This window comes from Rubrivirga sp. S365, from assembly GCF_032248475.1.
In the GTDB taxonomy this organism is placed as follows: domain Bacteria; phylum Bacteroidota; class Rhodothermia; order Rhodothermales; family Rubricoccaceae; genus Rubrivirga; species Rubrivirga litoralis.
The window spans coordinates 1,384,352-1,410,438 of sequence record NZ_JAVTTN010000001.1 but is presented as its reverse complement, the minus strand read 5'-3'; the positions used below and the strand labels follow the sequence as shown (position 1 = coordinate 1,410,438).

24 protein-coding genes are annotated in these 26,087 nt (G+C 73.7%); 5 read left to right on the top strand and 19 right to left on the bottom strand.

The genetic code is table 11. The features are described 5' to 3' along the window. Positions 1-294: 294 nt before the first annotated feature. Positions 295-516 (top strand): DUF3072 domain-containing protein, encoded by a 222-nt coding sequence (locus RQM47_RS06175; RefSeq protein WP_314007937.1) that lies wholly within the window; start codon positions 295-297, stop codon positions 514-516. Positions 517-728: 212 nt separating this feature from the next. Here RQM47_RS06175 and prmC read toward each other — a convergent pair whose 3' ends face one another. Then, complete coding sequence (prmC, locus tag RQM47_RS06170) at positions 729-1,589, bottom strand: peptide chain release factor N(5)-glutamine methyltransferase (protein WP_314007934.1); 861 nt, start codon at positions 1,587-1,589, stop codon at positions 729-731. Between the two features lie 96 nt (positions 1,590-1,685). Between prmC and RQM47_RS06165 the strand changes: the two genes are divergently transcribed. Further along, positions 1,686-2,525 carry an SDR family oxidoreductase gene (locus tag RQM47_RS06165; protein WP_314007932.1) on the top strand — a complete coding sequence of 280 codons (840 nt, stop codon included), beginning with the start codon at positions 1,686-1,688 and terminating at the stop codon, positions 2,523-2,525. On the opposite strand, the gene RQM47_RS06160 is transcribed toward RQM47_RS06165, so the two are convergent. From RQM47_RS06160 to RQM47_RS06110, 11 genes are all read right to left on the bottom strand, one after another. Further along, the gene (locus RQM47_RS06160) at positions 2,506-2,853 is read right to left on the bottom strand and encodes an acylphosphatase (RefSeq protein ID WP_314007929.1); all 348 of its coding nucleotides are present in this window, start codon (positions 2,851-2,853) and stop codon (positions 2,506-2,508) included. The genes RQM47_RS06165 and RQM47_RS06160 overlap by 20 nt on opposite strands. Position 2,854: 1 nt before the next feature. Next, positions 2,855-3,679, bottom strand: a complete 825-nt coding sequence (locus RQM47_RS06155) for a phenylalanine 4-monooxygenase (RefSeq protein WP_311665548.1) — start codon at positions 3,677-3,679, stop codon at positions 2,855-2,857. A 54-nt stretch (positions 3,680-3,733) separates the two neighbouring features. After that, positions 3,734-3,937, bottom strand: coding sequence for a hypothetical protein (locus tag RQM47_RS06150; RefSeq protein WP_311665546.1), 204 nt, complete (start codon positions 3,935-3,937; stop codon positions 3,734-3,736). Between the two features lie 17 nt (positions 3,938-3,954). Further along, positions 3,955-4,161 carry a hypothetical protein gene (locus RQM47_RS06145; RefSeq protein ID WP_311665544.1) on the bottom strand — a complete coding sequence of 69 codons (207 nt, stop codon included), beginning with the start codon at positions 4,159-4,161 and terminating at the stop codon, positions 3,955-3,957. A gap of 128 nt (positions 4,162-4,289) precedes the next feature. Next, complete coding sequence (locus RQM47_RS06140; protein WP_314007926.1) at positions 4,290-6,794, bottom strand: TonB-dependent receptor domain-containing protein; 2,505 nt, start codon at positions 6,792-6,794, stop codon at positions 4,290-4,292. Between the two features lie 185 nt (positions 6,795-6,979). Then, the gene (gene clpP / locus RQM47_RS06135) at positions 6,980-7,654 is read right to left on the bottom strand and encodes an ATP-dependent Clp endopeptidase proteolytic subunit ClpP (RefSeq protein WP_349256334.1); all 675 of its coding nucleotides are present in this window, start codon (positions 7,652-7,654) and stop codon (positions 6,980-6,982) included. Positions 7,655-8,056: 402 nt separating this feature from the next. Further along, positions 8,057-9,514, bottom strand: a complete 1,458-nt coding sequence (gene tig, locus RQM47_RS06130; RefSeq protein ID WP_311665539.1) for a trigger factor — start codon at positions 9,512-9,514, stop codon at positions 8,057-8,059. Positions 9,515-9,974: 460 nt separating this feature from the next. Beyond that, positions 9,975-13,430: a peptidase MA family metallohydrolase gene (locus RQM47_RS06125; RefSeq protein WP_314007923.1), complete on the bottom strand. Its 3,456-nt coding sequence runs from the start codon at positions 13,428-13,430 to the stop codon at positions 9,975-9,977. Between the two features lie 50 nt (positions 13,431-13,480). Further along, a complete protein-coding gene (locus tag RQM47_RS06120) occupies positions 13,481-14,356 on the bottom strand; it encodes a hypothetical protein (RefSeq protein ID WP_311665535.1) in 876 nt (291 codons plus the stop codon). Positions 14,357-14,506: 150 nt separating this feature from the next. Beyond that, positions 14,507-15,820: an ABC transporter permease gene (locus tag RQM47_RS06115; RefSeq protein ID WP_311665533.1), complete on the bottom strand. Its 1,314-nt coding sequence runs from the start codon at positions 15,818-15,820 to the stop codon at positions 14,507-14,509. Between the two features lie 97 nt (positions 15,821-15,917). Further along, on the bottom strand, positions 15,918-16,871 hold the full coding sequence (locus tag RQM47_RS06110; protein WP_314007920.1) for an ATP-binding cassette domain-containing protein: 954 nt from the start codon (positions 16,869-16,871) through the stop codon (positions 15,918-15,920). A 154-nt stretch (positions 16,872-17,025) separates the two neighbouring features. On the opposite strand from RQM47_RS06110, the gene RQM47_RS06105 reads away from it, so the two are divergent. Then, positions 17,026-17,592 (top strand): hypothetical protein, encoded by a 567-nt coding sequence (locus RQM47_RS06105; RefSeq protein ID WP_311665530.1) that lies wholly within the window; start codon positions 17,026-17,028, stop codon positions 17,590-17,592. 216 nt (positions 17,593-17,808) lie between these two features. Here the strand turns inward: RQM47_RS06105 and RQM47_RS06100 are convergent, their stop codons facing one another. Next, on the bottom strand, positions 17,809-18,099 hold the full coding sequence (locus RQM47_RS06100) for a hypothetical protein (RefSeq protein ID WP_314007917.1): 291 nt from the start codon (positions 18,097-18,099) through the stop codon (positions 17,809-17,811). A gap of 101 nt (positions 18,100-18,200) precedes the next feature. On the opposite strand from RQM47_RS06100, the gene RQM47_RS06095 reads away from it, so the two are divergent. Further along, on the top strand, positions 18,201-18,479 hold the full coding sequence (locus tag RQM47_RS06095) for a DUF4290 domain-containing protein (protein ID WP_314007915.1): 279 nt from the start codon (positions 18,201-18,203) through the stop codon (positions 18,477-18,479). 142 nt (positions 18,480-18,621) lie between these two features. Here the strand turns inward: RQM47_RS06095 and ruvC are convergent, their stop codons facing one another. The 5 genes from ruvC to argS all read right to left on the bottom strand — a co-directional run bounded on the left by ruvC (position 18,622) and on the right by argS (position 23,765). Further along, the gene (gene ruvC, locus RQM47_RS06090; protein ID WP_314007912.1) at positions 18,622-19,173 is read right to left on the bottom strand and encodes a crossover junction endodeoxyribonuclease RuvC; all 552 of its coding nucleotides are present in this window, start codon (positions 19,171-19,173) and stop codon (positions 18,622-18,624) included. A 64-nt stretch (positions 19,174-19,237) separates the two neighbouring features. After that, on the bottom strand, positions 19,238-20,002 hold the full coding sequence (locus tag RQM47_RS06085) for a YebC/PmpR family DNA-binding transcriptional regulator (protein ID WP_314007909.1): 765 nt from the start codon (positions 20,000-20,002) through the stop codon (positions 19,238-19,240). Between the two features lie 131 nt (positions 20,003-20,133). After that, a complete protein-coding gene (locus RQM47_RS06080; RefSeq protein WP_314007907.1) occupies positions 20,134-21,300 on the bottom strand; it encodes an alanine racemase in 1,167 nt (388 codons plus the stop codon). A gap of 53 nt (positions 21,301-21,353) precedes the next feature. Next, positions 21,354-21,761 carry a DUF4870 domain-containing protein gene (locus RQM47_RS06075; protein WP_311663742.1) on the bottom strand — a complete coding sequence of 136 codons (408 nt, stop codon included), beginning with the start codon at positions 21,759-21,761 and terminating at the stop codon, positions 21,354-21,356. A 282-nt stretch (positions 21,762-22,043) separates the two neighbouring features. Further along, entirely contained in the window at positions 22,044-23,765 is a 1,722-nt protein-coding gene (argS, locus tag RQM47_RS06070; protein WP_314007905.1) for an arginine--tRNA ligase, read from the bottom strand. A gap of 147 nt (positions 23,766-23,912) precedes the next feature. Here argS and RQM47_RS06065 point away from each other — a divergent pair, with 147 nt between their 5' ends. Continuing rightward, the gene (locus RQM47_RS06065; protein WP_311663738.1) at positions 23,913-24,746 is read left to right on the top strand and encodes a DUF3298 and DUF4163 domain-containing protein; all 834 of its coding nucleotides are present in this window, start codon (positions 23,913-23,915) and stop codon (positions 24,744-24,746) included. Positions 24,747-24,780: 34 nt separating this feature from the next. Here the strand turns inward: RQM47_RS06065 and RQM47_RS06060 are convergent, their stop codons facing one another. Continuing rightward, the gene (locus tag RQM47_RS06060; protein ID WP_314007903.1) at positions 24,781-26,034 is read right to left on the bottom strand and encodes an FtsW/RodA/SpoVE family cell cycle protein; all 1,254 of its coding nucleotides are present in this window, start codon (positions 26,032-26,034) and stop codon (positions 24,781-24,783) included. Between the last annotated feature and the right edge of the window lie 53 nt (positions 26,035-26,087).

The following is a 26,087-nucleotide window of genomic DNA, read 5'->3' as shown; positions in this document are numbered from 1 at the left end:
GGGTACGGGGTACGGGGTACGGGGTACGGGGTACGGGGTACGGGGTACGGGCAAGATGACCACCCCGCCCGCCGGCATGTGTTGCGGGAGAACGAGATAGCCGGAACTTTTCTACCCCGCACCTCACTTTCCACTTTCCACTTTCCACTTTCCACTTTCCACTTTCCACTTTCCACTTTCCGAGGGGCGGAGCGGTCTCGGGGACTTCCCGACGACAGAGAGGTGGCACCCGCTCGCCCGATCTTGTCCGCTCACCCGCCGTTCGAGCGCCCCCTCCCTCTTCCCCCTCCCGACATGGCCACGCCCGAAGACCAGAAAGACACGACCACGAACGCCCAGAAGGACCCCGACAACTGGACGACCGGCGACGAAGAGATGACGGGCGCTCAGCGCTCGTACCTCCACACGCTCGCCCAGGAAGCCGGCGAGGACCCGAAGCAGTACGACGGACTCACGAAGGCCGAGGCGTCGAAGAAGATCGACGAGCTCCAGGGCGAGACCGGCCGCGGCGAGTAGTCCGCCCCGCCCTCGCGGTCAGCGCCCGCTCCGGCTCGGCTGGGGCGGGCGCGTCTGCGTCCGGGCGGGGCGGCGCTGCGGGGGCGCACGCCGCGAGCGCGAGCGGAGCGGCGAGGGCGGGGAGGTCGCGCAGACCGAGGAGAGCGCGCCTCATGCCGCAACGCCGGCTCCGCCCCGCCCGCGCATCGAGTCCTCCTGTCCCGCGGGCGCGCTTACGGGTGGGCGGGGCGGCGAGCCACGGCGATCCGGTCGCGGCCGGCGAGGTCGGGCAGCACCTCGGCCGCCTCCAGCCCCGCCCCGCCCCAGAGCGCGGCGATGTCGGCGCCGAAGTCCGCGTGCGTCTCGGCGACGAGCCAGCCGCCCGGGCGCAGCAGGCGGTCGGCGTGGCCGGCGAGGGCGCGGTAGAACACGAGCGGGTCGGCGTCGGGGACGAACAGGGCGCCGCCGGGCTCCCAGTCGCGGACCTCCACCTGGAGCCCCGCCCGCTCGGCGGCCGGCACGTAGGGCGGGTTGGAGACGACGAGGTCGAACGTGGGCGGGACGGCGTCGGCGAACGCCGGGCGGAGCGCGTCGGCGCAGACGAACGTGACGGCGAGGCCGAGCCGCTCGGCGTTGCCCGCCGCCACGGCGAGCGCCTCGGCCGACACGTCGGCCGCGACGACGTGGGCGTCGTGGCGCTCGTGGGCCACGGCCAGCGCGACCGCCCCGCTCCCGGTCCCCACGTCGAGCACCCACGGCGCCTCGAACGGGCGGAGCCGGCGGAGCGCCTCCTCGACGACGGCCTCGGTCTCGGGGCGCGGGATGAGGACGGCCGGCGAGACCTCCAGGTGGAGCCCGTAGAAGTCGGCGTGTCCGAGCACGTACTGGACCGGCTCGCCGGCCGCGCGGCGCGCGACGAGCCGGTCGACGCGGGCGGCCTCGGCGGGCGTCGCTTCGGCGTCGCGGGCGGTCAGCGCGAGCCGCCCCGCGCCTGTCACGTCCTCGACGATCCACTCGGCCGTTCGCCGTGCGCCCTCGACGCCGGCGGCCTGGAGCCGGGCGGTGGCGGAGTCGAGCAGGGCGCGGCGGGTCACGGGCGGGGCGGTCCGAGAGGAGAGGGTAGAATAGCGCGGTCCGCCTCCGCCCCGCCCGCCGAGTCCGCCCAGTCCCCCGCCCCGCCCGTTGTGCCCATGCCCCTCGATTACACCGGCCGCACCGCCCTCGTCACCGGCGCCTCCGGCGGCATCGGTGCCGACCTCGCCCGCGGCCTCGCCGCGCGCGGCGCGCGCGTCCTGCTCGTCGCCCGGAGCGCGGACCGCCTCGACGCCGTCGCCGACGAGATCCGCGGGCGGGGCGGAGCGGCCGAGGCGCTCGTCGCCGACCTCGAGCCGCCCGGGGCCGCCGGCGCCCTCGCCGCCCGCCTCGATGGCGCCGGCGAGCGCGTCAGCGTGCTCGTCAACAACGCCGGCTTCGGCGTGCAGGGGCCGTTCCTCGATGCGAGCGCCGAGGCGGCCGAGGGCGTCATCGGCCTCAACGTGACGGCGCTCACGTCGCTCACGCGGCGGCTCCTGCCAAGCGTCGTCGCCGAGCGGGGCGGCGTCCTCAACGTGGCGAGCACGAGCGCATTCGTCCCGGCGCCGGGGCTCGCCGTCTACGCCGCCACCAAGGCCTACGTCCTCTCCTTTACCGAAGCACTCCACGCCGAGCTGGGCGGGGCGGGCGTCCGCGTGACGTGCCTGTGCCCGGGGCCGGTGCCGACGGGCTTTGCCGAGCGGGCGGGGATGGGCGACCGCTTTTTCGCCGGCGGCCTCTCGTCCGAGCGCGTGGCCCGCGAAGGGCTCGACGGCCTCGCCCGCGGCCGCCTCCGCGTCGTGCCGGGGTGGACCAACAAGGTGCAGGTGGCGGCCACGCGCTTTACCCCGCCCGCGCTCGCGCTCCGCGTCGCCCGCGCCGTCGTGGGCCGGGGGGACCGCCCCGACGCAGTCGGACCCACCGTGACGAGCGGGGCGGCTATCGGTGCTCGACCGTGAACGCCTTGAACCCGCCCTCCGCCCCGCCCCGCTCGGCGTCGACGTCCTCGACGACGGCCGGCGGCGGGCCGCCCCAGATCAGGCGCACGAGCCGGTCGAGGCCGTCCGCCCCGCCCTCGGCCACCAGGCGGACCGTCCCGTCGGGCTCGTTCCGCACCCACCCAACGAGGTCCAGCTTGCGCGCCCACTTGCGGACGTAGCGCCGGAACCCGACGCCCTGCACGCGGCCGCGGACCGTCGCCGTGAGGCGCTCGGCGTCTGCCGACGCGGGCGGGGCGGGGCGGCCGTCAGGGACCGCCCCGCCCCGTGGGGAGCGCGCGTCGCTCATCTCAGGCGTCGGCCTGGAGCAGGCCTCGGCCGACGGCCCAGGTCCTGAACTCGGTCACGAGCTGGTCGAACGACTCGGCCACGAACAGGACCGGCTGGAGGTGCCAGACCTCGTAGTCCTGGTCGATCACGGCGTCGACCGAGAACGGCCGCTGCTCGGCCTTCTCAAGCGCGTGGAGCACCTCGTCCTTCGACGAGTTGACGCCGGCCCCGAAGATCCGGATCTCCTCGGGGTCCCGGATCAGCCCGAACTCGACGGTAAACCAGTGGAGCCGCTCCAGGCTCTGCCGGTCGACGCCCTCGGCGTTGAGAGCGGCCTTGCCGAAAAGCTGGTAGAAGTCGGCAAAGTCCGGCTCCGTCAGCATCGGCATGTGGCCGAAGATGTCGTGGAAGAGGTCGGGGGCCGGCGTGTAATCGAGCTCGTCCTCGCCGCGGATGTAGTCGGTCGAGGGGAAGACGCGGTTCGAGAGAAGCGTAAAAAAGTCCCGCTCGTGGAGCAGCCCCGGGATGCGGGCGACGGTCCAGCCGGTCGCCCGCTCCATCGTCTTCGAGAGGTCGGCGAGCGCGGGGATCCGGTCGGACGTCATGCCCAGCGTGTCGACGCCTTTGAGGTAGGCCGCGCCGGCCCGGCCGGGGAGCATCTCCATCTGCCGCTCGAACAGGAACTTCCAGTTGGCGTGGTCCTGCTCGGAGTAGTCGGGATAGACGATCTCGTCGCCGATGGGCGGGTCGCCGTCGAGCTCCTGCGGGAGGCAGCGCGGGTCGACCTCGCCGCCGTCGGAGCGTTCCTTCTCGTAGGCGGAGACGGGGGCGTCGGGGTTGGTCATCGGAGGAGGGGGCGGGGTGGGGAGAAAAGCGCTTCCGGAATCTACGCCCGACGGCTAGAGCCGGTCCCGAGTCTCCGTCACCTCGCCCTTCGGGCGGAGCGCGACGTAAACGAGCGCGGCGGCGATGAGGGCCGCGACGACCGTGACGGTCCACGAGACGGCCTCGCTCTCGGCGTAGCGCGGGACGACGACGGCGACCACGCTCCCGACGCCGAGCGCGGCGATGAGGGCGAAGATCCAGCGGTAGTTGGTGAGCATCGGGGGCGGGGCGGACGTTAGGGGCCGCGGTCGTGGAGAGAGCGGACGGCCCGGAGGAGGAGCGCGAGGAGGAGCGTGGCGCCGAGCGGAACGGCCGCTCGGAGCGCGGCGACCGACGTCCACCCGACCCCGAGGCGGAAGCCCTCGACGGTCCAATAGACGTAGGCCGCGGCGGCGATGCCGAAGCCGAACGCTAGAACGAGCCGCTCCGAGGGAAGGTTCAACGGCGGAAGGTGGAAGGGCGCCCTCCCCTACCCGAACGACGGGCCGGACCGCCCCGCCCCCGCTGCGCGCGACGGCGTGGCAGGACGGGGCCGCCACGGGCGGGGCGGCACCATCCTATGCCCCGCCCTTACCGTCCGATCCGCGCGCGGAGCCCGATCGCTAGCGTCCGCGGGAGACCCGGGCGGAGGCCAGCGGGGCGCCGCGCCACGGCGTACGTCGCGTCCGTGAGGTTGATGGCGCGGGCCGTGAGCGCCACGCCGCCAGGCAGCGGCGCCTCGGCGACGAGGTCGAACGTCACGTGCGCGTCGATCCGCTCCGACGCCGGGATCGCCCCCTGCCCCGCGGCCGTCCGCATGTCCGAGACGGCGTTCGCGAGCACCGCCGTCGACCACCCCGCCCGCTCGACGCCGGCCCGGACGTAGAGCCGGTGGCGGGCCTGGTACGGGAGCGCGTCGCCCTCGGCGACCGTGCCCCAGGCGTCGAAGTCGCTCTCGAACGCGTTGCGGAAGCGGCCGTCCGTGAGCGTGTACGCCACGCGGAGCGGGGCAGCCCACCCCGCCCGAGCGGCGGGCGGGGCGGCCAGTCCCACGAGGTCGGCCGTCACGCCCACCTCGGCGCCGAAGACGTCGACGCGGCCGCCGTTGAACTGGTCGCTCGTGCCGCCGCCGCCGGCCGCCGCCAGGTCGCTCCCCAGCAGGTTCTCATACGCCGTCCAGTAGCCGGCCACCTGGACCTCGACGTCGCGGCTCCCGTAGCGGACGCCGACCTCGGTGTTCACGCTCGCCTCGGGGTCCGTCTCGGGGCGGCTGTCGGGCGGGGCGAACCCGCGGTGGACGCCGCCGAACGCGCGCCACCCCGCCCCCAGGTCAGCGACCGCGCCGAGCCCGGGGATGAACGCCGTCGCCGTGTTCTCGCGGACGGCCAGGTCGGCGCCGGTCCGGTCGGGGTCGCCCTTGCCGAAGTCCTCACGCCGCAGGCGAACCGACTCGACGCGGACGCCCGGCGTGAGCACGACGCGCCCGAGCGGCACCTCGGCCTGCACGAACCCGGCGACCGCCCGCGCCGACTCGATCCGGTTGCTGTCCGTCCCCGGCGTGCCCGCGACGGCGAGCGCCGTCTGGGCGTCGGCCGTCGCGTACTCGTCGACCCACTGGAAGCGGTCCATCTCGTCGGCGTGGAGCCGCAGCCCGGCCTCGACGAGCGCCCCGCCCGTGCGGAGCCCGGCGACCGTCTGGACGCCGCGGCTGAGGTACTCGCGGTTGTTCGCCTTGACGAACAGGCGGCCCGGCGCCGCCCCGCGGAGGGCCGCGTAGGCGTCGGCGTACTCGCCCGGATCGTCGAGGAGCGCAGCGATCCCGACCGCTCCCCCCTCAGCCCCGGCCGCCTTGTCGAGCTTGTACCAGTTGCGCGCGAACGCATTCCGGTAGACCGTCGTCGTGAGGTCGGCGTGGTCCGAGAACACGGCGACGTGGCGGGCGCGGAGCGCGCGGTGGTCCGCGTCCATCTGGTCGCGCTGGCTGCCGGCGTAGCGGGCGAACGGCGTCGCCGCAAAGTCGTCGTCGGTCAGGCCGAGGTACGTCTCGTCCGAGACCTCGTCGGTGAGCCCGGCCGTGAGCGTGAGCGACTGGTAGACGGCGGCACCCGGGGCCGTCGCCACGCGGAGCCGCCCGAACAGGTCGAGCTTTTCGAAGCCCGTCGAGAGCTCGTCGCCTTCCGGCCCCAGGAGCGCCGCCCCGCCCGGCCCCTCGATCGTCTTGAACCCGTCGACGTTGTCGGAGCGGACCTCGGCGACGAACCCGACGCCCGCCCCGCCCAGCCAGCCCGCGCTCGCCGTCGCGTCGCCGACGCGGGCGTGGAGCGTCCGCTGGTCGTTGGCCCCCAGCCGCGCCTCGCCGCGCGCCTCGAAGCCGTCCGGGATCTGCGCCGCGACCAGGTTGAGCGCGCCGCCGGTCGTGGCCGGGCCGTACTTGATCTGGCCCGCGCCCGTCCGCACCTCGACCCCGTCCATGCGGCCGGTCGTGGGGAAGTAGTACGCAGCGGGCGCGGCGTACGGGGCCGGCGCGATCAGGACGCCGTCCTCCATGAGCGTGATCGTGCCGGAGCGCTCCGCCCCGCTCCCGCGGAGCCCGACGTTCGGGCGGAGGCCGTAGCCGTCCTCCTCCTGGACCGTCACGCCGGGCACCTCGCGGAGCACGCGGTGCACGTCGTAGTCGCCGACGGTCTGGAGCGTCTTCGCGCCGACGTAGTGGCCCGAGCCGGGCAGGTCGAGCGTGCCCCGCCCCGTCAGCGTCTCGCGCGCCGTGACGACTACCTCGCCCGGGTCGAGCGCGGCCTCGACGAGCACGAACTGGACCTCGGCCCGCTCCCCGGCCGCGACCTCCACCCGCTCCGTCGCCGGCGCGTACCCGACCGTCGAGGCCGTCACGCGGTAGGCGCCGGGGGCCAGCCCGCCGACCTCGAACCGGCCGTCGAGGTCGGTCGCCGCCCCGCGTGCCGTCGCCTCGACGAGGACGGTGGCGCCGGGCAGCGGGACGCCGTCGGTGCCGACGACGCGGCCGGCGAGGGTCCCCGTCTGGGCCGCGACCGACGCGGCGAGAAGGAGCGGGAGGGCGAGGGCGGGGAGGCGGCGCATGAGGCGGGCTTGTCTAGACCGAATCCAAGCTAGGCCCTCTGCCTGGACGCCGTCTAAACAAGAACCTCCTCCCTCCCCTCTTCACGGACCGATACGGCCCGGCCCCGACCGGCGCCTCTGAAACGGCTCCGCCCCGCCCTCAACAGAGTGGGGCGGGGCGGGGCGGTAGAAGCGGGGCCGGCGTGCTACTCGGCCTCGCCCGACTCCGTCGGGTCCTCGTCCGGCTTGCCCTCGGCGCCCTCACCGAGCACGGTGTCGATGATGCCGTACTCCTTGGCCTCCTCGGGGCTCATAAAGTTGTCACGGTCCGTGTCCTTCTCGACGCGCTCGACGGTCTGGCCGGTGTGGTGGGCGATCACCTCGTTCATCCGCTTCTTGATGTAGAGGATCTCCTCGGCCTGGATCTGGATGTCCGAGGCCTGGCCCTGCGCGCCCGACGACGGCTGGTGGATCATGATGCGGCTGTTGGGGAGCGCGGCCCGCTTCCCCTTGGCCCCGCCGAGCAGGAACACCGATCCCATCGAGGCCGCGAGGCCGACGCAGATCGTGGCCACGTCGGGCTTGATAAACTGCATCGTGTCGTAGACGGCCATCCCCGAGTACACCGCCCCGCCCGGCGAGTTGATGTAGATGTTGATGTCCTTTTCGGCGTCCTCGGCGGCGAGGAACAGGAGCTGGGCCACGGCCAGGTTGGCCGTCGTGTCGTTGACCTGCGTCCCGAACAGGACGATGCGGTCCTTGAGCAGGCGCGAGAAGATGTCGTACGACCGCTCGCCGCGCGTCGTCTGCTCGACGACCATCGGGACGAGGGCGTTGATGGGGGCCTCGTCGAAGCCGCCCGAGTAGATCCCGCCGGGCATCGACGTGATGCCCTTGGCGAAGGTGACAAAATCGCTGATCTGGCTCATCCTGGGGAGTGTCTCGTGTGGGGGACGTGTTTGGTCGTGGCACCCGACCCCGCCGGCCACGGTTCCGCCCCGCCCTCTGCAACCGCCCCGCCCGCACGCCCGGCGGCCGCAGCGGACCTAATACCACATCGTTGACTTCCTACCTCATGCTCCAACGCCTCCAGAGGAGTTCCCCTCCTGGACACCCCGAAGGGACGGCGCAGCCAGGAGGGGCTAGGGGTGGTGGATGGGTGGGGCGGGGCGGCTCGGGTGAGGCACAAACCTCCAGAGCTGGTATAAGGGGCAGGGTGGAACGACGCCGCCCCGCTCGCGGCAGGCGCGGGCGGGGCGGTCGGAGGTCTGAGCGGGGCGGCGCTACTCGCTCTCGGCGGGCTCGTCGGCCGAGGCGTCGTCGGCCAGGGCATCGTCGGCGTCGGCCTCGTCGCTGAAGTCGGGCGTGAGCTCGACGGGCGCGTCCTCCTGCGCCTTCCGGCGCTCGGCCGCCTCGCGCTCCAGGTCCTCGCGCGTCTTGTCGACGATCGTGAAGCGGCCTTCGAGGGCGCCGAAGATGCGGCGGTTCAGGAGCTGGTCGCCCATCTGCTCCATGAGCTGGGGCTGCGCCGTGAAGTACTGCTTGACGAGGTCGAGGTCGGCGCCGTCGGACGCGAGCGTGGCGAACTCAGCCTCGAAGTCCTCGTTGGTGACCTCGATCCCCTCGTCCTCGACGAGCCGGTCCTTGACGAGCAGCCACCGGACCTGGTCCTCGGCCTGCTGGCGGTTCTGGTCGCGCCACGCGTCGACCTCGAACGTGGGCGGAAGCTGACCCTGCGCCTTCTGCTTCGTCTCTTCGAGCATGGCGTCGAGCGCCGCCTCGGTCAGCGTCTCCGGCACGGGGACCACGTCGCGGTGGGCGAGCACGAACTCCTCGACCATCCGCTGCTCCATCGCCTGCCGCGCGCGGGCGTTCCACGAGCGCTCGAGGTCCTCTCGGATCTGCACCTTGAGGTCGTCCAGGCTCTCGCTCTCGCCGTTCGTCTGGCTCTTGATAAAGTCGGCGTCCACCTCGGGCACCGCGCGCTCCAGCACGTCGACGACCGTGAGGCGGTAGCGGTCGGGGTCGGCGCCCTCGACCGGGGCCATCTCGCCGTCGTCGCCGGGCTCCAGCGGGGCGAGCTCGACGGCCGTCTCGTCGCCTGTCGTGAGGCCGGTGAGCACCTCCTTCATCTCGGCGCGAAGGTCGGGGTTGGCCATGACGATCTGGGCCGCGTTCTGCTTCGGCCCCGTCGGCTCGCCGTCCTCGTCGACCGGCTGGATGTCGATGACGGCGATGTGGTCGGGGCCGATGGCCGTGCCCTCGGGGGCGTCCTCCTCGGTCGCCGCGAGGTCCCGCCGGCGCTGGAGGTCAGCGTCGACGTCCTCGTCCGAGAACTCGCGGACGAGCCGCGTCACGGGGACGCCGTCGAGGTCGGCGAGCCCGAACTCGGGGCGCACGCCGAACTGGACCGTCGCCTTGAGCGGGGCGCCCTCGACCTCGGCGTCGAAGTCGAGCTCGACCAGCCGCGGCTGCCCGAGCGGCTCGATCTCGCCGGGCTCGACGACGGCCGTCCGGTACGCCTCGCCGATGGCCTGCTCGGCGACCTCGACGGCCACCTGCGGCCCGACCATCTTGCGCACGACGTTCATCGGCACCTTCCCGGGCCGGAACCCCTTCAGGTTCATCTGCGCCCGCTGCCGCTTGAGGGCGGCCGTGATCTGGGGCTGGAGGTCCTCGGCGGGGACGGTCAGGTCGAGGACGTAGTCGACGCTGTTGAGGGCTCGGACGTCGGTCTGCATGGGCGGGCGGGGCGGACCCGGAGGGCGAGGAACACAAAAACAGGCGCGGCGGCCATCAACAGGACGCCGCGCACATGGGGACTCCAAAGCTAGGGGCGCGGAGCCCGCCCCCCGGTGAGGATGCGGTGACGTTGCAGCGGACAGCGGGGGCACGACCACCGCCCCGCCCACGGCACGGGCGGGCACGACAGGCCAGGTTCGTAAAGACACCACGCGTGGTGTCCGCATTCGCCCGATCACGCGCCACGTCGCGGGCGGGGCGGCCACGGGCGGGGCGGCCACGGGCGGGGCGGCGCCGTCCAGAACCGCCCCGCCCGCCCCGGACACGACGAGTCGTGTCCCTACGGGTGCCCGCCAGTGGGCGGGGTGGAACAAAACGGGCGCCACCCCGCCCGCGCGCCCCCATCCCCCATCCCCCATCCCCCATCCCCCATCCCCCATCCCCGCGAGCGCAGCGAGCCTAAAAGTCCAGTCCGGCCGAGAGGTACAGCCGTCCGTCGCCGAACCCGGTCCCGTCGAACGGCCACGCCCAGTCCAGGCGGACGGGGAACCCGAGCACGACCGTCCGCAGCCCGGCCCCGACGCCGAGGAGCGCATCGTCGAAGGCCCGCCGCGTCGTCGTCTCGCCGTCGTCGCCCGTCACCTCGGCGTCGCGGAACAGCTCCACCCCGCCCTCGGAGATGAACCCGGCGTCGACGAAGCCGACGGCCTGGACGTCGTAGAGCGGGAGGACCGGGAGCGGCCCCGGCAGGAGCGCGGCCACGAGCGGGAGCCGGAGCTCGGCGTTGACGAGCGCGAAGCGGTCGCCGGCCGTCTCGTTGAACCCCGAGCCCCGGAGCGGGAGGACCGGCGTGGCAAACACGAAGTCGCTCGCGTTGCGCACGGGGACGGTCTCGACGTCGGCGTTGACCCAGTTTTGCACGCCGGCCGCGTAGAACCGCTGCGGGTCCGGCCCGACGCTGATGCCGGCCGAGCCGCGGAGGGCGAGCGTGTAGCCTGGCCCGAGCGTCCAGTACCGGCGGGCGTCGACGAGCGCCGAGGCGAAAAAGGCGTTCGGGCCAGGCGAACCCGAAACGCTCGCCGCCCACCGCGACCCCGACCGCGGCCCGAGCACGCCGGGCACGGTCACGTCGCGCGTGTACGTCAGGCGGGGGACGGCAAAGAGCCGGCTCCGCGGGCGGCGCCCGAGGTCGGAGAGGTCGGCCAGCGAGACGCCCACGAGCCCGACCTCGGCGTCGAGCCGGCGGAACGTGTCGAGCGGGTAGGTCGCCCGCCCGACGAGCCCGTAGTTCCGGTAGCGGACGACGGTCGCGTTGGCGAAGTCGCTGAACTCGCGGACCACCTGGAAGGACTCGACGGCGTAGTCGGTCCGCCCCGCCCGATAGGCGTAGCCGAGGACGTAGTTGATGTTTCGGAGGTCGAACACGAGGTTCGTCGTCAGGCTCACCTCGTGGTTGCCGAGCACGTCCGAGAACCGGACCTGCGTCGCCGTCTGGATGCCGTAGACCGTCTCGTAGCTCCCGGCGACGACCGCGTAGTCGTGGGAGAACCGGAGCCGGTAGGGCCGCGCGACGAGGACGCCGGCCGTGTCGCGGGCGGCTTCGGTGAGGAGCGGGCGGTGGGCCGCCCCGCCCTCGAAGGCGTCGGAGAACGCGTAGTCCTGGTAGGCCACGCGCGGCCCGCGGGCGGGGTCGGCCGGGTCGAGCGCGGCCGGGTCCGCCGAGGCGAGAAAGTCGGCGGGCGGCCCGAACAGGGCGAGCACCGAGTCGGCAAAGGCGACATCCTCGGCCGAGGGCGGCTCGCGCCGGCCGGGCGCGTCCGGCGGGGCACCGTCGGCGGCGTCGCGGAGGAACGGGTTCCGCTGCTGCGTGGCCGCGCTCGCGAGCCGCAGCGACGGGGCCTCGCCGGCGGCCCCGGCCCGCCGCTGCGCCCACACGGTCGGCGCGAGCACGGCTGGCAGGTCGCCCCGCCCGAACGGGTCGCGGAGCACGAACACCGACGGCGCGCCGCCGGAGAGCGCCAGGAGCGCCGCCCGGCCCCCGTCGGCCGCGAGCGAGACGTCGAGGACGCCCGCTTCGAGGTCGGTGAGCGGCCGGGCCGCCCCGCCCAGGCCCGCCCCGCCCGTCGCGGCCGCGTCCGTCGCCGCCGCACCCGTCGCGGCCGAGTCCAGGGCCGCCCCGCCCGCCCCGGCTCCGTCGGGCGGGGCGGGCGGGGTGGCGTCGCTGGGCGGGGCGGGGAGGTCGAGCGCGTAGAGGTTCGGGATCCCGTTCCGGTCGCTCACGAACAGGAGCCGCACGCCGCCGCCCGGCCCCGGCGCGAGGGCGGGGCGGGTCTCGTCCCACACCGGGTCGTCGGTCAGCCGCTCGGCGCGGGCCGGGCCGTCGACGGCCACGCGGTACAGGTCGTAGCCGCCCCGCCCGAGCGCGTGGGCGTCGAACGCGCCGGAGCGCGCGGCGGCCGCCGTCGCGCGGCCGAGCTCGACGGCGGCGCCGCGGTCGGAGTGGAACACGAGCGAGCGGCCATCGGGCGCCCACGCCGGCGCGTGGTCGGCGTAGAGGTCGCGCGTGAGGTTGGCGAGCGCGCCCGTCTCCAGGTCGAGCACGTAGAGGTCGGACTGCGCGCCGGAGACGCCCTCGAACGCGACGCGCCCGCCGTCGGGGCTCCACGCGACCGAGACGACGGCGTCGACGCGGTCCGGGCGGAGGCGCTCGATGTCGCCGCTCTCGACGTCGACGAGCGCGATCGTCTCGTCGGCCCCGCTCGTGACCGCGACCGCGAGGCGACGGCCGTCGGGGCTCCACGAGAGCCCGGGCGAGAGGATGCGGAGGCGCTCGAACGACGTGTTGTCCTGGCCGTCGAGGAGCTTGGTCGGCTCGCCGCCGCCGACGGCCGGGGCCACGAACACGTCGAACAGCCCGTCGTGCGAGGCCACGTAGGCCACGCGGTCGCCCTGCGGCGAGAGCGCGGGGCTCGCGTGGTAGCCCGCCCCGCCCGGGTCGCTCGTGGCGACGGGCCGGGCCACGGCGGCGGCCTCCTCGCGGGCGACGGCCTCGGGGAAGTACACGTCGCGGAGCGCCCGCTTCCACCGCTCCGAGAGCTCACCCAGCCCCAGCCCCGTCGCCTGCTCGAACGCCCCGCCCACGCTCCGCCCCAGGCGGAGGCCGTCGAGGATCTGCGTGACCGTCTCGCGCCCGTACTCCTCGGCCACAAAGTCCCACACGCCTTGCCCGCCGCGGTAGGCGAAGTAGCCCCGGAGGTCGGGGATGTCGGCCAGCCCGTCGTTCAGGACCGCCTCGCGGACGTACATGTCGGACTCGGTGTCCCACGTCTGCGCGCTGTACTCGGCCAGCCCCTCGTTGAACCACGCCGGGATCTGGACGCCCGCCCCGCCCCGCGAGAGCGAGAGGAACGGGCCGCCGTCGTACACGTCGTTCACGACCGCGTGCACGAGCTCGTGGTGGACCACGCGCCGGAAGTCGCGCCAGTCGCCCGTGAACGGGACGACGACCCGGTTCTTGAACCGCTCCGTCACCCCCCCGATGGCCTCGGCGCCGACGGGGAGGTCGGCCGCGTTCGTGACGGCGAACGCCACGTGCGTGGGGTAGACGAGCAGCGGGACGCGGCGCTCGAGGTCGGCCGCGAAGAGGGCCGCGACCTCGCCGTATGCCTCCTCGGCCGCCTCGGCCGCGAACGACGCCAGCACGTAGCCGCTCGGCGCCCGGCCCGCCGGCTCGTAGTAGAACACGTCGAAGTGCTCGGACTGGAGCACCTCCCACGCCTGCCCCTCGTACTGCACCCGGTTCTTCCCGAACCCGAAGTACTGCGCCCGCGCCGGCCCCGCCGCGAGCACGGCGGCGAGGACCAGGAGCGCGACCCGCAGGGTCAGCGCCGTCAGCGGGGCGGGGCGGCAGGTCAAAGGCGACGGTGCCCGGGGGCGGGGCGGCCGGGGCTGAACGGGGCGGCGGGCTAGAACGTGTACGACAGGCCGAGGTAGGGGACCGGGACCGACGAGAACTCGCCCTCCGCCACGCCAAAGGCGACGGCGACGTCGGCCGCGAGTTGGTCGCCGAAGAACCGGACGCCCGTGAGCGTCCCGACTCCGACCGCCCCGCCCTCCTCGAACACGAGGCCTACGTAGTTCTCGCTGACCAGCTTGATGTTGTTCGAGACCTGGCGCTCAAGGCCGATCAAGATCGCCGTTCCGTTGCCGAACTCGCTGTCGGAAAAATCGGTAGCGTAAAACCCGTACGCCCCGAGCGTCACGGCGCCGGCCTCGCCTCCGATCGTGACCACCCCGTAGATCGTCCCCCCGACGCCGGGCGTCCCCTCCGTCGAGATCGGGACGAGGACGCTGCCGCCGACGGCCGCGGCGACGCCCTCGCGCTGCACCAGCGTCGCCTTTACGTTCCCGTTGAGGACGGTGGCCGCAAGTCCAGGTACGACGAGCGGGATCGACGCGCCGACCGAGAGATCCACGCGGTCGCCGACGCCGACGGCCAGCGACGGGAATAGGTAGTACGCCGAGAACCGCCTCGCCCCGCTCCCCAGCGACCGCGCCGTGGGCGAGAAGAACAGCCGGGTCCGGGCCGGGTCGTAGCGCGTGAACCGGCCGCCCAGGAGGTCCGTGACCTCGGCGACTTGGTCGCGCGCGACGCGCTGCTCGACCCCGTTGGCGGCGACCACGACGACCGCATCGGCGGAGTCCTCGACGACCCGCCCGACCAGAACAGTTCCGTCGACCAGGACGACACGTTGGACCGCCTCGGGCGGGGCGGGGCGGTCCTGCGCCGAGGCTGAGGCGGCGGTGCACACGAGAAGGAGCAGGAGGAGCAACCGCGGCATGGGCGTCGGGGGCGGGGTGGGGAGACGCGGCACGAGCCGCCGCGAACAGCCTCAGGGTATCGCCGCCCCGCCCGAACGCCCTGGTGCAAACGGACTACCCCACCCCGCCCGACCCGCGGGGGCGGGGTGGCTCCTCCTCCGCCCCGCCCGCTACGCCGTCCGCACCCAGCGCCAGAGGTCGCCGAACGTGGCCTTTTTCCCGTACATCAGGATGCCCACGCGGTAGACCCGGGCGGCCACCCAGATGGCCCCGAGGAACGCGACGGCCAGGAGCGCGAGCGCGAGCGCCGTCTGCCACACCGGGACGTCGGTGGCGATCGCGCGGACCGGCAGCAGGATCGTCGAGAACGGCGGGAGGATCGACAGGACCACGCTCAGCGTCGAGTCCGGCTGGTCCAGCATCGGCTGCAAGAACAGGATGGGGACGATGATGGGGAGCGTGAGCGGGAGCATGAGCGACTGCGCGTCCGACTCCTGCTCGACGGCGCTCCCGACGGCCGCGAACAGGGCGGCGTAGAACAGGTAGCCCCCGAGAAAGCACAGGACGAGAACGGTGAGGAACCCCGGCGTCAGGAGCGCCCCGATCGCGCCGACGTCGAACGGGAGCTCGGCCGCCCCGCCCGCGGCCACCCCGCCCGCGACGCCGGCGCCCGGGGGCGGGGCGGGGCCGCCGGCGAACAGGGCGAGGACCGGGCCGAGCACGGCGAGCACGCCGGCCCCGAGCACGCCCCACGCCACCACCTGCGTAAGCCCGACGGCCCCGATCCCGAGCACCTTCCCCATGAGGAGCTCGAACGGGCGCACGCTCGACGCGATCACCTCGACGATCCGGTTCTGCTTCTCCTCGATCACGCCCCGCATCACGAGCTGGCCGTAGATGAACATGAGGAGGTAGATGGCGAACCCGACCACGAACCCGATGATCGTCGCCAGGAGCGCGCCGTCGGCAGCGTCGCCGTCCTCGGTCACCGTCACCGACCGGACGCGGGGCCGCTCGGCGAGCACGGCCTGGACCTCGTCGGGCGCGCCGACGTCGGCGAGCCGCACGTCGCGGACCGCCCCGCGGACGGCGTCGCGGACGTCGTCGAGCTGGGTCAGCCCGCCGCCCGAGCGGCCGTACACCGACGCCTCGCCCCGCCCCTCCAGCAGCGACGCCGGGAGCACGAGGGCCACGTCGAGCCGCTCGTCGAGCACGCGCACGCGGAGCGAGTCGAGCGGGGCGGCGGTGCGCTCGACCGCGAACCGCTCGGGCGCCGCGGCGGCCACGGCCTCGTAGAGCCGGCCTGACTCGTCGAGTATGGCCACGCGGCGCTCGGCGTCGTCGCTCGACAGGGACCCCAGCACGGCGGGCAGAACGAACAGGAGCACGAGCCCGAGCGGGGCCAGCAGGACGCCGACCAGGAACCCCTTGGTCAGGACGCGGCGGAGGTACTCGCTCCGGGCTATGAGGAGGGTCTTGTTCACGAAGGGTTGGGGGGTTGGAAGGTTCGGGGTTGTGCCGGACGGGTCGGAGCCGCCCCGCCCGGAGGCGCGGGGGCGGGGTGGGCGTCGGGCGGCCGCGTCAGCCGGCGACCCGTGGGGGCGGGGCGGTCTCGGCGTCGAGGGTCGGGCTGCTCACGACCCTAGAACCCTGAACCCCCTCGGCCACGGCCGTGCGGAAGATCTCGGTGAGCGGCGGCGCGTGGACCCCGAACTGCGTGACGTCCGCCCCGCCCGCGAGCGCCGCCGCGAGCACGTCGTTCGGCGACGCGCCCGCCAGCCGGAGCTCGGCGCGGCCCGCCGCGCGCGTGAGCACGCGGACCGCCCCGCCCCCGACGAGCCGGTCGAGCCAGCCGTCGGCGCCGCCGAACTCGACGGTGACCGTGTCGCGGCCGTAGCGGGCCTTGACCTCGGTGACCGTCCCCCGCAGGACCACGCGGCCCTGCGAGATCAGGCAGAGGTCGTCGCAGAGGCGCTCGACCTGCTCCATCCGGTGCGACGCGAACAGGACCGTCTTGCCCCGCTCGCGGAGCTCGACGATGGTCTCCTGGAGCACGTCGGCGTTGATCGGGTCGAGGCCCGAGAACGGCTCGTCGAAGATGCACAGGTCGGGGTCGTGGGCGACGGTCGAGACGAACTGGACCTTCTGCTGCATCCCCTTCGAGAGCTCGTCGACCGCCTTCCCGTACCACTCGGACGCCCCGAAGCGGTCCAGCCACGCGCGCACGGACCGCTCGGCAGCGACCCGCTCCATGCCCTTGAGCTGGGCGAGGTACACGAGCTGCTCGCCCACCTTCATCTTCTTGTACAGCCCGCGCTCTTCGGGGAGATACCCCATCCGCCGCTGCGTCTCCGGCCCAGCCTCCACCCCGCCCAGCGTGACCGTCCCGGCGTCGGGCGTCGTGATGTAGGTGATCATGCGGATCGTCGACGACTTGCCGGCCCCGTTCGGCCCGAGCAGTCCGAACAGGCGGCCGGGCTCGGCCGTGAACGAGACGCCGTCGACGGCGAGCGTTTGCCCGTACCGTTTGGTCACGTGATCGAGACGAAGAGCAAGGGCCATGTAAGCGGCGGGGCGGGCGGAACGGGGCGGGCAGGGTCGGGTACGGGGCCGGCGTTAAGAGGTTACTGCTCCACAGCCTCCAGCGCCGGCTCCGTCTCTCTCCCCTCTCGGACCACCCCGCCCGGCCATGCCCCCGCTCCCACGCGTTCTCGCCCTTCTCGCCGTGTGCCTCCTCGCCGCCGGCTGCGACGCCGACGAAAGCCTGCTCGGCGAGTTCGAGGGCCGCATCGACGTCGACCGCTCGGCGCGGCTCGTCGAGGGCGAGGCCGTCTACACGATCCTCGACGGCCCGCGCGGACCGGAGTTCGTGCTCGGTCTGTTCGTCGGCGACCTGTTCGAGAGCGACATCGAGGACTACGACTACGTCCTCTTCCGCCGCCCCGGCGCCCGCCCCGGTGTCGGCGCCTACGCCGTCGACGCCGACCCGGCGTACGCCGTCGCGGCCACGATCGCGAACGTGGACGAGGCCGACGACCCGCTCAAGGCGCGCGGCGAGGTCCTGCGCGGGCTGGAGGGGACGCTCGCGCTCACGCGCATCGACGACTACGGCTTCGTCGCGGGCACCTTCCAGTTCGACGCGGCCGGGTTCTTCGTCCAGCGCCCCGCCCAGGCCGTCACGGGCGCGGCGAGCGGGACGTTCGAGGCCCGCTACGAGCCGCCCGCCACGTTTCGAGCCCTCGGCCTCGACCTCTGAGCCGCCCGGGCCAGGCGGCCAGCGAGGGCGGGGCGGGGCGGGGCGGGTGAGGCGCAAACCTCCAGAGTTGGTAGGAGTCCACCCCGCCCCAGCCGAAGGCACCACGCGGGCGGGGCGGCGGGCCATCATCTCCAGAGCAACCCTCAGGAGGCCGCGGGGCTCACGAGGCTTGCTCAAAACCGTACCCGGTACCTCGTACCGGCCCGAAGGGCGCTCTCAGATGAGCCCCACGCGGTCGTCGGGGATCGGCATCACGTATTGCGGCTCCAGCGTCTCCTGGTGCACGCCGAGTTGGCCGGTCCCCCGGAAGTCGACGAGCACGTGCTTTTCGGTCCGGCCCAGCACCTCGCCGATGCCGTAGAACGCCGGGGCGGGGCCGTAGTAGACGAGCTCGCCGGCGGCCACGTCGTTCGCCCGCGCCCGGCGGTAGAACGGGGGCACGACGGGGAGCAGCTCCAGCCGGTACGGCGGGCGCGGGTTGGGGAACGTGTCGGGGGCGGGTCCCACGGGGCGGGGCGGGCGTCGGGGCGGCGGCCCGGACCAACTGCCGGGGCCGCTCGGTAGTATAGGCCACGCCGCCCGTGGCTCCCTCTTCCGCCCCTCTCCCGATGCCCTACGACCGCCGCATCCTGGACCGCCAGGTGGGCCGCAACGCCCAGCTCTACGCCGAGGCCGTGGGCGCGCTACCGTCGCCGGCCGAGCGCTACCCCTACGTCCGCATCCTCGTCTCGCTGATCGAGACGGCCCACCCGGAGTGGGGCCAGGCGCCCCAGAAGGCGTCCCAGATCTCGGAGCTCGCCGCGGCCCTCTCGGACGGGACGCTCGCCCGCTCCGAGGTCGCCGACGCCGTCCGCGTCCGCGACGAGGAGCGGGGGTACGGGCAGTAGGTCAGCGGGTCAGTAAAAGTGCCCGCCCCGCCCGTGGGCGCAAGGGGCGGGGCGGCGCGTTGTCCCGGAGTTGTCCACAGCGCCGCCCCGCCCGACGCTATGCGGACTCGCCGCCCTACTGCTCCCGCACTGACCGACCGACCTACCGGACGCGCCCGGGGTTGGCCTTGATGAAGGCGGCCCAATCCTTAGGCGCCCCGCCCGAGGCGGCCGGCCCCGCCTGCGTCCGGCGCGCGTGGGCGAGCGCGACGGCGAGCGCGTCGGACGCGTCGCGGCCGCGGTCGTCGGTGGTGCCGAGGAGGGCGCGGATCATGAACCACACCTGGTCCTTCGTGGCCCGGCCCTTTCCCGTCACCGACTTTTTGACCTCGGCCGGGGCGTACTGCGCGACCGGGATCTGGCGGTGCATGGCGGCCAGCATGACGGTCGCCTCGACGCGGACGAGCTTCCGCATCGACTGCACGTTGTGGCCGAGGAACGGGACCTCGACGGCCACCTCGTCCGGGTGGTGCCGGTCCACGAGCTCGATGATCCGTTCGTAGATCCGCTGGAGGCGGAGCGTGTGGTCGAGGTCGGCCGGCAGGTCGATCGACCCGTAGTCGAGCGCCCGCTCGGTGCGCCCGCCCCGCCCCGACGTCTCGACCACGCCGAAGCCGGCGGTCCGCGTGCCGGGGTCGATGCCGAGGACGATCATAAGGGGGAGGGATGGGGGATTGAGGGACAGAGGGATGGGTGCCCGTGCCCCCATCCCGCGCCCCCTATCCCTCCAAGGCGGCGAGCGTGGCGTCGTCCACGTCGAGGGTCGAGTAGACGGCCTGGACGTCCTGGTGGTCGTCGAGCTGGTCGAGGAGGCGGAGCACCTTGGCGGCGTCGTCGGGCGGGAGCGCGGTCGTGGTCGTGGGGATCCGCTGGAGGGCGGCCTCGGCGGGCTCGACGCCGGCGCCCGCGAGCGCGGCCTGGACGTCCCCGAACGCCTCGGTCGGCGCCTCGACCACGAACACCGCCCCGCCCTCGCCGTCGTCCTCGCGGCGGAGGTCCTCGGCGCCGGCGTCGGCGACGAGGAGGAACAGGTCGTCCTCGGTGAGCCCGTCGGCTGGGATCTCGAAGACGGCCTTCTGGTCGAACAGGAACGCGACCGAGCCCGACGTGCCCAGGTTGCCGCCGGCCTTGAGGAACAGGCTGCGGAGGTCGGCGACGGTCCGGTTCGCGTTGTCGGTGAGGGCGTCGACGAAGACGGCGATCCCGCCCGGCGCGTAGCCCTCGTAGGAGAGCTCCTCGTAGTCGGCCCCCTCGATCTCGCCGGTCCCGCGCTTGATGGCGCGCTCGATGTTGTCCTTCGGCATGTTCTCCGCCTTCGCCTTGTCGACGGCGAGCGCGAGCCGGGCGTTCATGTCGGGCGAGCCGCCGCCCTCGCGGGCCGCGACCTGGATGTCGCGGGCGATCCGCGCCCAGACCTTCGACCGCTTGGCGTCGGCGGCCCCCTTCTTGCGCTTGATCTTCGACCATTTGTTGTGGCCGGCCATAACCGTTCCCCATGCTTAGGATCCGCGGCCACCCGCGTGGCGCCCGCTGCGCCAAGGTACGGACGGGCGGGGCGGTGTCGCGGGCAGCGGGGGCAACGCACGCCACCCCGCCCGCGCCGAGGGCGGGGCGGCTAGCGCGCGACGGTCTCCCAGGTCTCCACCACCTCGTCGCCGTCGACCACGAACAGCTCGCGCCGCGTGGCGACGGCGACGCAGGCGTGGTTGGGCACGACGAACACGGGGTCGCCGACCTCCCAGATCGCCCCGCCCGGCGTGTCGACGAACCCGTGCTCCTCGCTGAGCGCAGTGACGCGGGCGTGGGGGTGCGCGATCATCGTGCGCGGGCTGTAGAGGACGGTCCCGAAGCCGGCGAGCCCTGCCCCGCCGTCGCTGGTCAGGACCTTTTTGCCCGCGTCGGTGATCGTCCGCTCCGTCCCGTCGTCGTCGCGGCGGACCGAAAGCGTGGTCCCGACGCAGAGGAGGGCGCAGTCCTGGAGCCGCGCGGCGCCCAGCGCGACCTGGCCGGCGTCGTAGAACACGTAGGTGCCGGGCCGCGCCTCGGTCACACGGAGCCCGCCCCGCCCCCCGCCCTCGGCGGGCCGGAACCGGCCGAACGCGGGCGTCGAGCCGATCGAGACCTCGGCCGTCGCGGCGTCCAGCCAGCCCGCCTCGACGAGCGCCTCGGCCGCCGCGAGCACGCGGTCGCGCTCGGCGTCGGCCGCGTGCTGGAGCGCGTCGTCGGCCGTCTCGCCCGCGCGCGGCCCGTCGTACGACATGCCGCCGTGCGTGAGCACGCCGACGAGTTGGACGGCCTCCGCCCCGCCCGCGACGGCGCCGAGCTGGGCGAGGGCGGGGCGGTCGTCCCACTCGACGCCGCACCGGCCGTGGCCGGAGTCGACCTCGATGAGCACCTCGGCCGTCTGCCCCGCCTCGGAGAACGCGCGGCTCGCGCGGGCCACGCCGGCCGCGCTGTCGACCGTGAACGAGACGCGAACGCCCTCGCCCTGGAGCCGCGCGAGCCGGGCCAGCTTGCCGGCGCTCACGACGGGCGTCGCCACGCGGATGTCGTCGAACCCGGCCGCCGCGAACGCCTCGGCCTCGTCGGTCGTCGCGACGGTCAGCCCGCGCGCGCCGCGCTCGGCCTGGAGTCGCGCGAGGTCCGGGCTCTTGTGCGTCTTGGCGTGGGGCCGGAGCGCGACCCCGAGCGCGTCGGCCCGGGCCTGCGCCGCGTCGAGGTTGGCGTGGAGCCGGGCGCGGTCGACGAGGAGCGCGGGCGTGGGGAGGTCGGAGACGAGCACGGGCGGGGCGGGGGCAGGACAGCCCGACCAACGCGCTCCACCCCGCCCGCGTTCTACTTCACGAAGCGGACCGTGAGCGGGTAGCGGTACCGCACGCCTTCGTTCGCGCGCACGCCGCCCACAACCGTCAGCACGAGCCACGCGAGCCCGAGCACGACGAGCATCGGGATACCGATGAGGACGAAGGCCAGGATGCCAGCGGCGACGAACGCGAGCGTGATCGTGATCTGGAAGTTGAGGGCCTCCTTCGCTTGGTCGGCCACGAACGCCGAGCTGTCGCGCTTGACGAGCCAGACGACGAGCGGGCCGACGATCTGCCCGAACGACGGGAGCACGAACGTGGCGAACGCCGAGAGGTGGGCGACCATCGCCCACATCCGCTCGTCCTTGGTCGGCGACAGCAGGCCGTCGCCGTCGAAATCGGAGTCGTAGGGGCCGGTCTTGATCGTGCGGGGTTCCATGGTCGGTCGGGGCGGTCCCAAAGGGCGGGGTGGTCCTGCGCGGTACGGCCGCCCCGCCCCCGTGTTGCGGGCGGGGCGGGCACGGCACACACTCCCCCCGCTTTGCTCCCATCGCTGCGCTCAGGGGAGCAAAGCTGTCCCCCTCACGCGTGAGGGGGACAGTCCGAGCGCTTCGGAGCGGAGGCGGAGCCTCTGCGATGGGCGCACGGACGGGGGGAGCGCGGGCGGGGCGGCACGAGCGGGAGGAAGCGCGGGCGGGGTGGAGCGCGGCCCGCCCCGCCCCTACATCCGGTCCGGCGCCGAGATGCCGAGCACGGCGAGCCCGTTCGCGAGCGTCGTCCGCGCCGCGCGCGCGAGCGAGAGCCGGGCCGCCGCGAGGTCCGGCGCCTCGCCCACGATCCGGCAGTCGCGGTAGAACGCGTTGAACGCCGTCGCCACGTCGCGGAGGTACACCGACGCCAGCCGGTGCGGCGCCCGCGCCTCGGCCGCCGCGCGGACCTCGTCGGGGAACTGGAGGAGCGTCTTGACCAGCGCCTCTTCCGACGCGTGCGTGAGGAGCCCGAGGTCCGCCCCGCCCTCGGCGACGAGCCCGGTCTCCTCGGCCTTCCGCTCGATCGACGCGATGCGCGCGTGGGCGTACTGGAGGTAGAACACGGGGTTCTTGTCGCTCGCCTCCTTGGCCAGGTCCAGGTCGAAGTCCAGGTGCGTGTTCGGGCTCCGCATGAGGAAAAAGAACCGGACCACGTCGGCCCCGACCTCGTCCATCAGCTCGTCGAGCGTGACGTAGTTGGCCTTGCGCGTCGACATCTTGACCGGCTCGCCGCCGCGGACCAGCGTGACGAACTGGTAGACGACCACGTCGATCTTCCCCGCGTCGGCGCCCAGCGCCTCGACGCCGCGGACGACGTCGGGGTAGGTCGCGATGTGGTCGGCGCCGAACACGTCGAGCACGAGGCTGAACCCGCGGCCCAGCTTGTCCAGGTGGTACGCGATGTCCGGGAGCCGGTACGTGGGCTCGCCCGACGACTTGACGAGCACGACGTCCTTGCCCTCCTCCCCGCCCTCGCGCGTCGCCTCGGTTTTGCCCAGCGCGCTCGTCTTGAACCACGTGGCGCCGTCGCGCTCGTAGGCGAGGCCGGCCTCTTTGAGGCGGTCCACGACCTCCCACACCGCCCCGCTCTCGTAGAGCGTGCGCTCGTTGAACTGCTCGTCCATGCGCACGCCGAGCCGGGCGAGCGTGGCCTCGATCTCGGCGAAGATGGCGTCGCGCGCCGCCGCCGTAAACGGCGCCTCGTCCGGGGCATCCAAAAGGGCGTCGCCGTGACCGTCGGCCAGCGCCCGTGCGATGTCCGTGATGTACGCGCCGCGGTAGCCGTCCTCGGGGAACGACTCGGGGACGACCACCCCGCCCTCGATCTCCTTCGTCGGCGTGTCCGGCCGGACGGCGGCTTGGTACCGCGCGCGGACGCTCTCGCCCAGCACCCGCATCTGGCGGCCGGCGTCGTTGAAGTAGTACTCGCGTGTGACGCCGTAGCCCGTCCATGCGAGGAGGTTGGCGAGCGTGTCGCCCAGGACCGCGTTCCGCCCGTGGCCGACCGTCAGCGGGCCGGTCGGGTTGGCCGAGACGTACTCGACGAGCGCCGTCTCGTCCGCGTGAGTGTCGGTCCGCCCCCAGTCGGCGCCGGCGTCGAGGATCTGGGCGAGCCCCTCGGCCAGGTGCGCGCTCGCAAAGCGGACGTTGATAAAGCCCGGCCCGGCCACCTCGACGGCCTCGACGCGGGCGGGGTCCGGCGTCCAGTGCGCGACGATGCCCTCGGCGATCTGGCGCGGCGCGCGCTTCAGCGGCCGGGCCAGCTGGAGGGCCACGTTCGTGGCGAGGTCGCCGTGCGAGGCGTCGTTCGGCGTCTGGAACTCGACCTCGACCGCCCCGGCGTCGAAGCCGTCGGGCAGGTCGGGAAGCTGGGCGAGCGCGGCGCGGACGCTCTCGGCGAGGTGGCTCTCCATCGGACAGGCCCAGAGGGCGGGGCGGGGTGGGGCGAGCGAGCCCACCCACCGTGGGCAGGCCCGACGGGCGGGGCGGGGACCGCTCAAGCTAACCGGGGCGTTTCGGGGCCACCCCGCTCCGCCTCCCGGTCCGCCCCGTCTTCACCCATGCCGCAGCCTCCGCCCCGCCCCCGCGCCGCGGCCCTTTTCCGCCCCGCCCTCGCCCTGCTGGCGGCGTCGGTCTGGGCCGGGGCGCTCGCCGCGTGTGGGGCCGACCCGTCGGGCCCGGTTGTCCGTCACAGGCCGTCGCTCTCGGTCCGCGCCGACTCCGTGCTGCGCGGTGAGCCCGCGCTTCGGTACACGGTCCGCATCGGGTACCCGCAGCTGACCGGGGCGGCCGGTGAGCCCGTGCCGCCCACAGTCCGAGCCGTGAACGCGGCCGTCCGCGACTCGGTCGAGGCCCTCGCCGACGCCTTCCGCCCCGACTCCGCCCCGCCCCCAGGCGAGGTCTCGCCGGCCTACGTGGTCGACGTCACGGGCGGCTACGACCGCGTGCTCGTGACCGACGACCTGTTCAGCGCCCTCGTCGACGTCTACGCCTTCACGGGCGGGGCGCACGGCAACACGTTCTTCCAGCCGCTCACCTTCGACCTCACGACCGGCCGGCCGGTCCTCTTTGCGGACCTGTTCGCCTCGAACGCGCCGGCCGGCGACACGCTCGCCGCCTACGTCGAGCGCGCCGTCGTGACGCGCCTCGCCCGCGGCCTCGAAACGACGGTCGACTCGGTCCGCGCCCATAACGGGTTCTTTTCCGAGGGGCTCGGCCCCATCCGCGAGGGCCGCCTCGCGTTCACGCTCGGGGCCGACTCGCTCCGCGTCCACGTCCCGCCGTACCAGCTCGCGCCGCACGTGGCCGGCGCCTTCGACGTGGGCGTGCCGTACGGGGCGCTCGTCCCGTTCGCCCCGCCGGGCGGGGCGGTCCGGCGCCTGGCCGAGCGGTAGCCGCCCCGCCCTCGCTGCGGGCAGGGCGGGGCGGTTAGGAGTACACCGCGAACTCGTCGCGGCGCGCGTGCAGGTTGAGCGCGATCGCCAGCATGGTCGTGTTCGCCAGGAGCGCCGAGCCGCCGTACGAGATGAACGGGAGCGGGATACCGATGACCGGCATGAGTCCGATCGTCATGCCGACGTTGATCAGGATGTGGACGAGGAAGATCCCCGTCACGCCGGCGATGAACAGGCGCGGCAGCGCGAACCCGGCCTGCACGCCCAGCCCCGCCAGCCGGATCAGCAGGAAGGCGAACAGGACGAGCACGGTCATGGCGCCCACGAACCCGAACTCCTCGCCGATGATCGTGTAGACGAAGTCAGTCGAGTTCTCGGGGATGTAGGCCAGCTGCGTCTGCGTCCCGTTCGTGAACCCCTTGCCTAAGAGGCCGCCCGAGCCAATCGCGGCCTTGGCCTGGATCACGTGGAAGCCGGCCCCGTAGCGGAACGCCTCGGGGTCGTCGAAGGCCACGAGCCGGTCGACCTGGTGCGGCTCGAGGATCTGGAACAGCCCCACGTAGGCCGCGATCGCCACCCCGCCCGCGACGGCCACCGTGAGCGCACCCATGGCCCGCGACCGCGTCCACAGCACCATCCCGGCCGCCGCGAGGGCCACGAAGACGGCGGCGTAGGTCGGGTTCACGATGACGAGGTAGACGGCCACGGCCGGGGCCGCGAGCATCGCCATCCACGTCAGCGGGACCGCCCCGCTCCAGAACATCATGACCGGGATGAGCGCCAGGAAGACGAGGCCGGTTCCGGTGTCGTTCTGCATCACGACGAGCACGGCCGGGATCAGGATGAGCACGACGGCGCCGATGAGGTAGGGGATGCTCCCGCGCCGGGCCTCCTTCCGCGACAGGAGCGCCGTGACCGCCAGCACCGTCCCCACCTTGGCGATCTCGGCCACCTGGAGCGAGACCGGCCCGATCTGGAGCCAGCTCTGCGCCCCGTTGATCACGCGCCCGAACACGAGCGCGGCCACGAGCAGCCCGATGCAGAAGGCGTAGGCCACAGGCGCCATGCGCACGATGAACCGGGCGGGGAGGAGCAGGATGATGCCCAGGAACGCGGCCGAGATGCCGACCCACTGGAGCTGCCGGTTGAAGTTCTGCTGGACCGACTCGAGCAAGAACTCCTTGGCCGGCCCGTGCGTCGCGCTGTAGATCGCGACGAGCCCGATCGAGGCCAGCGCCGCCCACAGCGCGAGCGAGACCCAGTCGAGGTTTTTGTACCAGCTTCTCATGTGCGGTTCAGGGTTCAGGGGTGGGCAGTTCAGGGTCTGGGCGGGGCGGGCTT

Coding starts and splice junctions, on each gene's coding strand:
- RQM47_RS06175 (WP_314007937.1), top strand. CDS start 295: ATGGCCACGCCCGAAGACCAGAAAGACACGACCACGAACGCCCAGAAG.
- RQM47_RS06165 (WP_314007932.1), top strand. CDS start 1,686: ATGCCCCTCGATTACACCGGCCGCACCGCCCTCGTCACCGGCGCCTCC.
- RQM47_RS06160 (WP_314007929.1), bottom strand. CDS start 2,853: ATGAGCGACGCGCGCTCCCCACGGGGCGGGGCGGTCCCTGACGGCCGC.
- RQM47_RS06155 (WP_311665548.1), bottom strand. CDS start 3,679: ATGACCAACCCCGACGCCCCCGTCTCCGCCTACGAGAAGGAACGCTCC.
- RQM47_RS06150 (WP_311665546.1), bottom strand. CDS start 3,937: ATGCTCACCAACTACCGCTGGATCTTCGCCCTCATCGCCGCGCTCGGC.
- RQM47_RS06140 (WP_314007926.1), bottom strand. CDS start 6,794: ATGCGCCGCCTCCCCGCCCTCGCCCTCCCGCTCCTTCTCGCCGCGTCG.
- clpP (WP_349256334.1), bottom strand. CDS start 7,654: ATGCCCGGCGGGATCTACTCGGGCGGCTTCGACGAGGCCCCCATCAAC.
- tig (WP_311665539.1), bottom strand. CDS start 9,514: ATGCAGACCGACGTCCGAGCCCTCAACAGCGTCGACTACGTCCTCGAC.
- RQM47_RS06120 (WP_311665535.1), bottom strand. CDS start 14,356: ATGCCGCGGTTGCTCCTCCTGCTCCTTCTCGTGTGCACCGCCGCCTCA.
- RQM47_RS06105 (WP_311665530.1), top strand. CDS start 17,026: ATGCCCCCGCTCCCACGCGTTCTCGCCCTTCTCGCCGTGTGCCTCCTC.
- RQM47_RS06095 (WP_314007915.1), top strand. CDS start 18,201: ATGCCCTACGACCGCCGCATCCTGGACCGCCAGGTGGGCCGCAACGCC.
- ruvC (WP_314007912.1), bottom strand. CDS start 19,173: ATGATCGTCCTCGGCATCGACCCCGGCACGCGGACCGCCGGCTTCGGC.
- RQM47_RS06085 (WP_314007909.1), bottom strand. CDS start 20,002: ATGGCCGGCCACAACAAATGGTCGAAGATCAAGCGCAAGAAGGGGGCC.
- RQM47_RS06075 (WP_311663742.1), bottom strand. CDS start 21,761: ATGGAACCCCGCACGATCAAGACCGGCCCCTACGACTCCGATTTCGAC.
- argS (WP_314007905.1), bottom strand. CDS start 23,765: ATGGAGAGCCACCTCGCCGAGAGCGTCCGCGCCGCGCTCGCCCAGCTT.
- RQM47_RS06065 (WP_311663738.1), top strand. CDS start 23,913: ATGCCGCAGCCTCCGCCCCGCCCCCGCGCCGCGGCCCTTTTCCGCCCC.
- RQM47_RS06060 (WP_314007903.1), bottom strand. CDS start 26,034: ATGAGAAGCTGGTACAAAAACCTCGACTGGGTCTCGCTCGCGCTGTGG.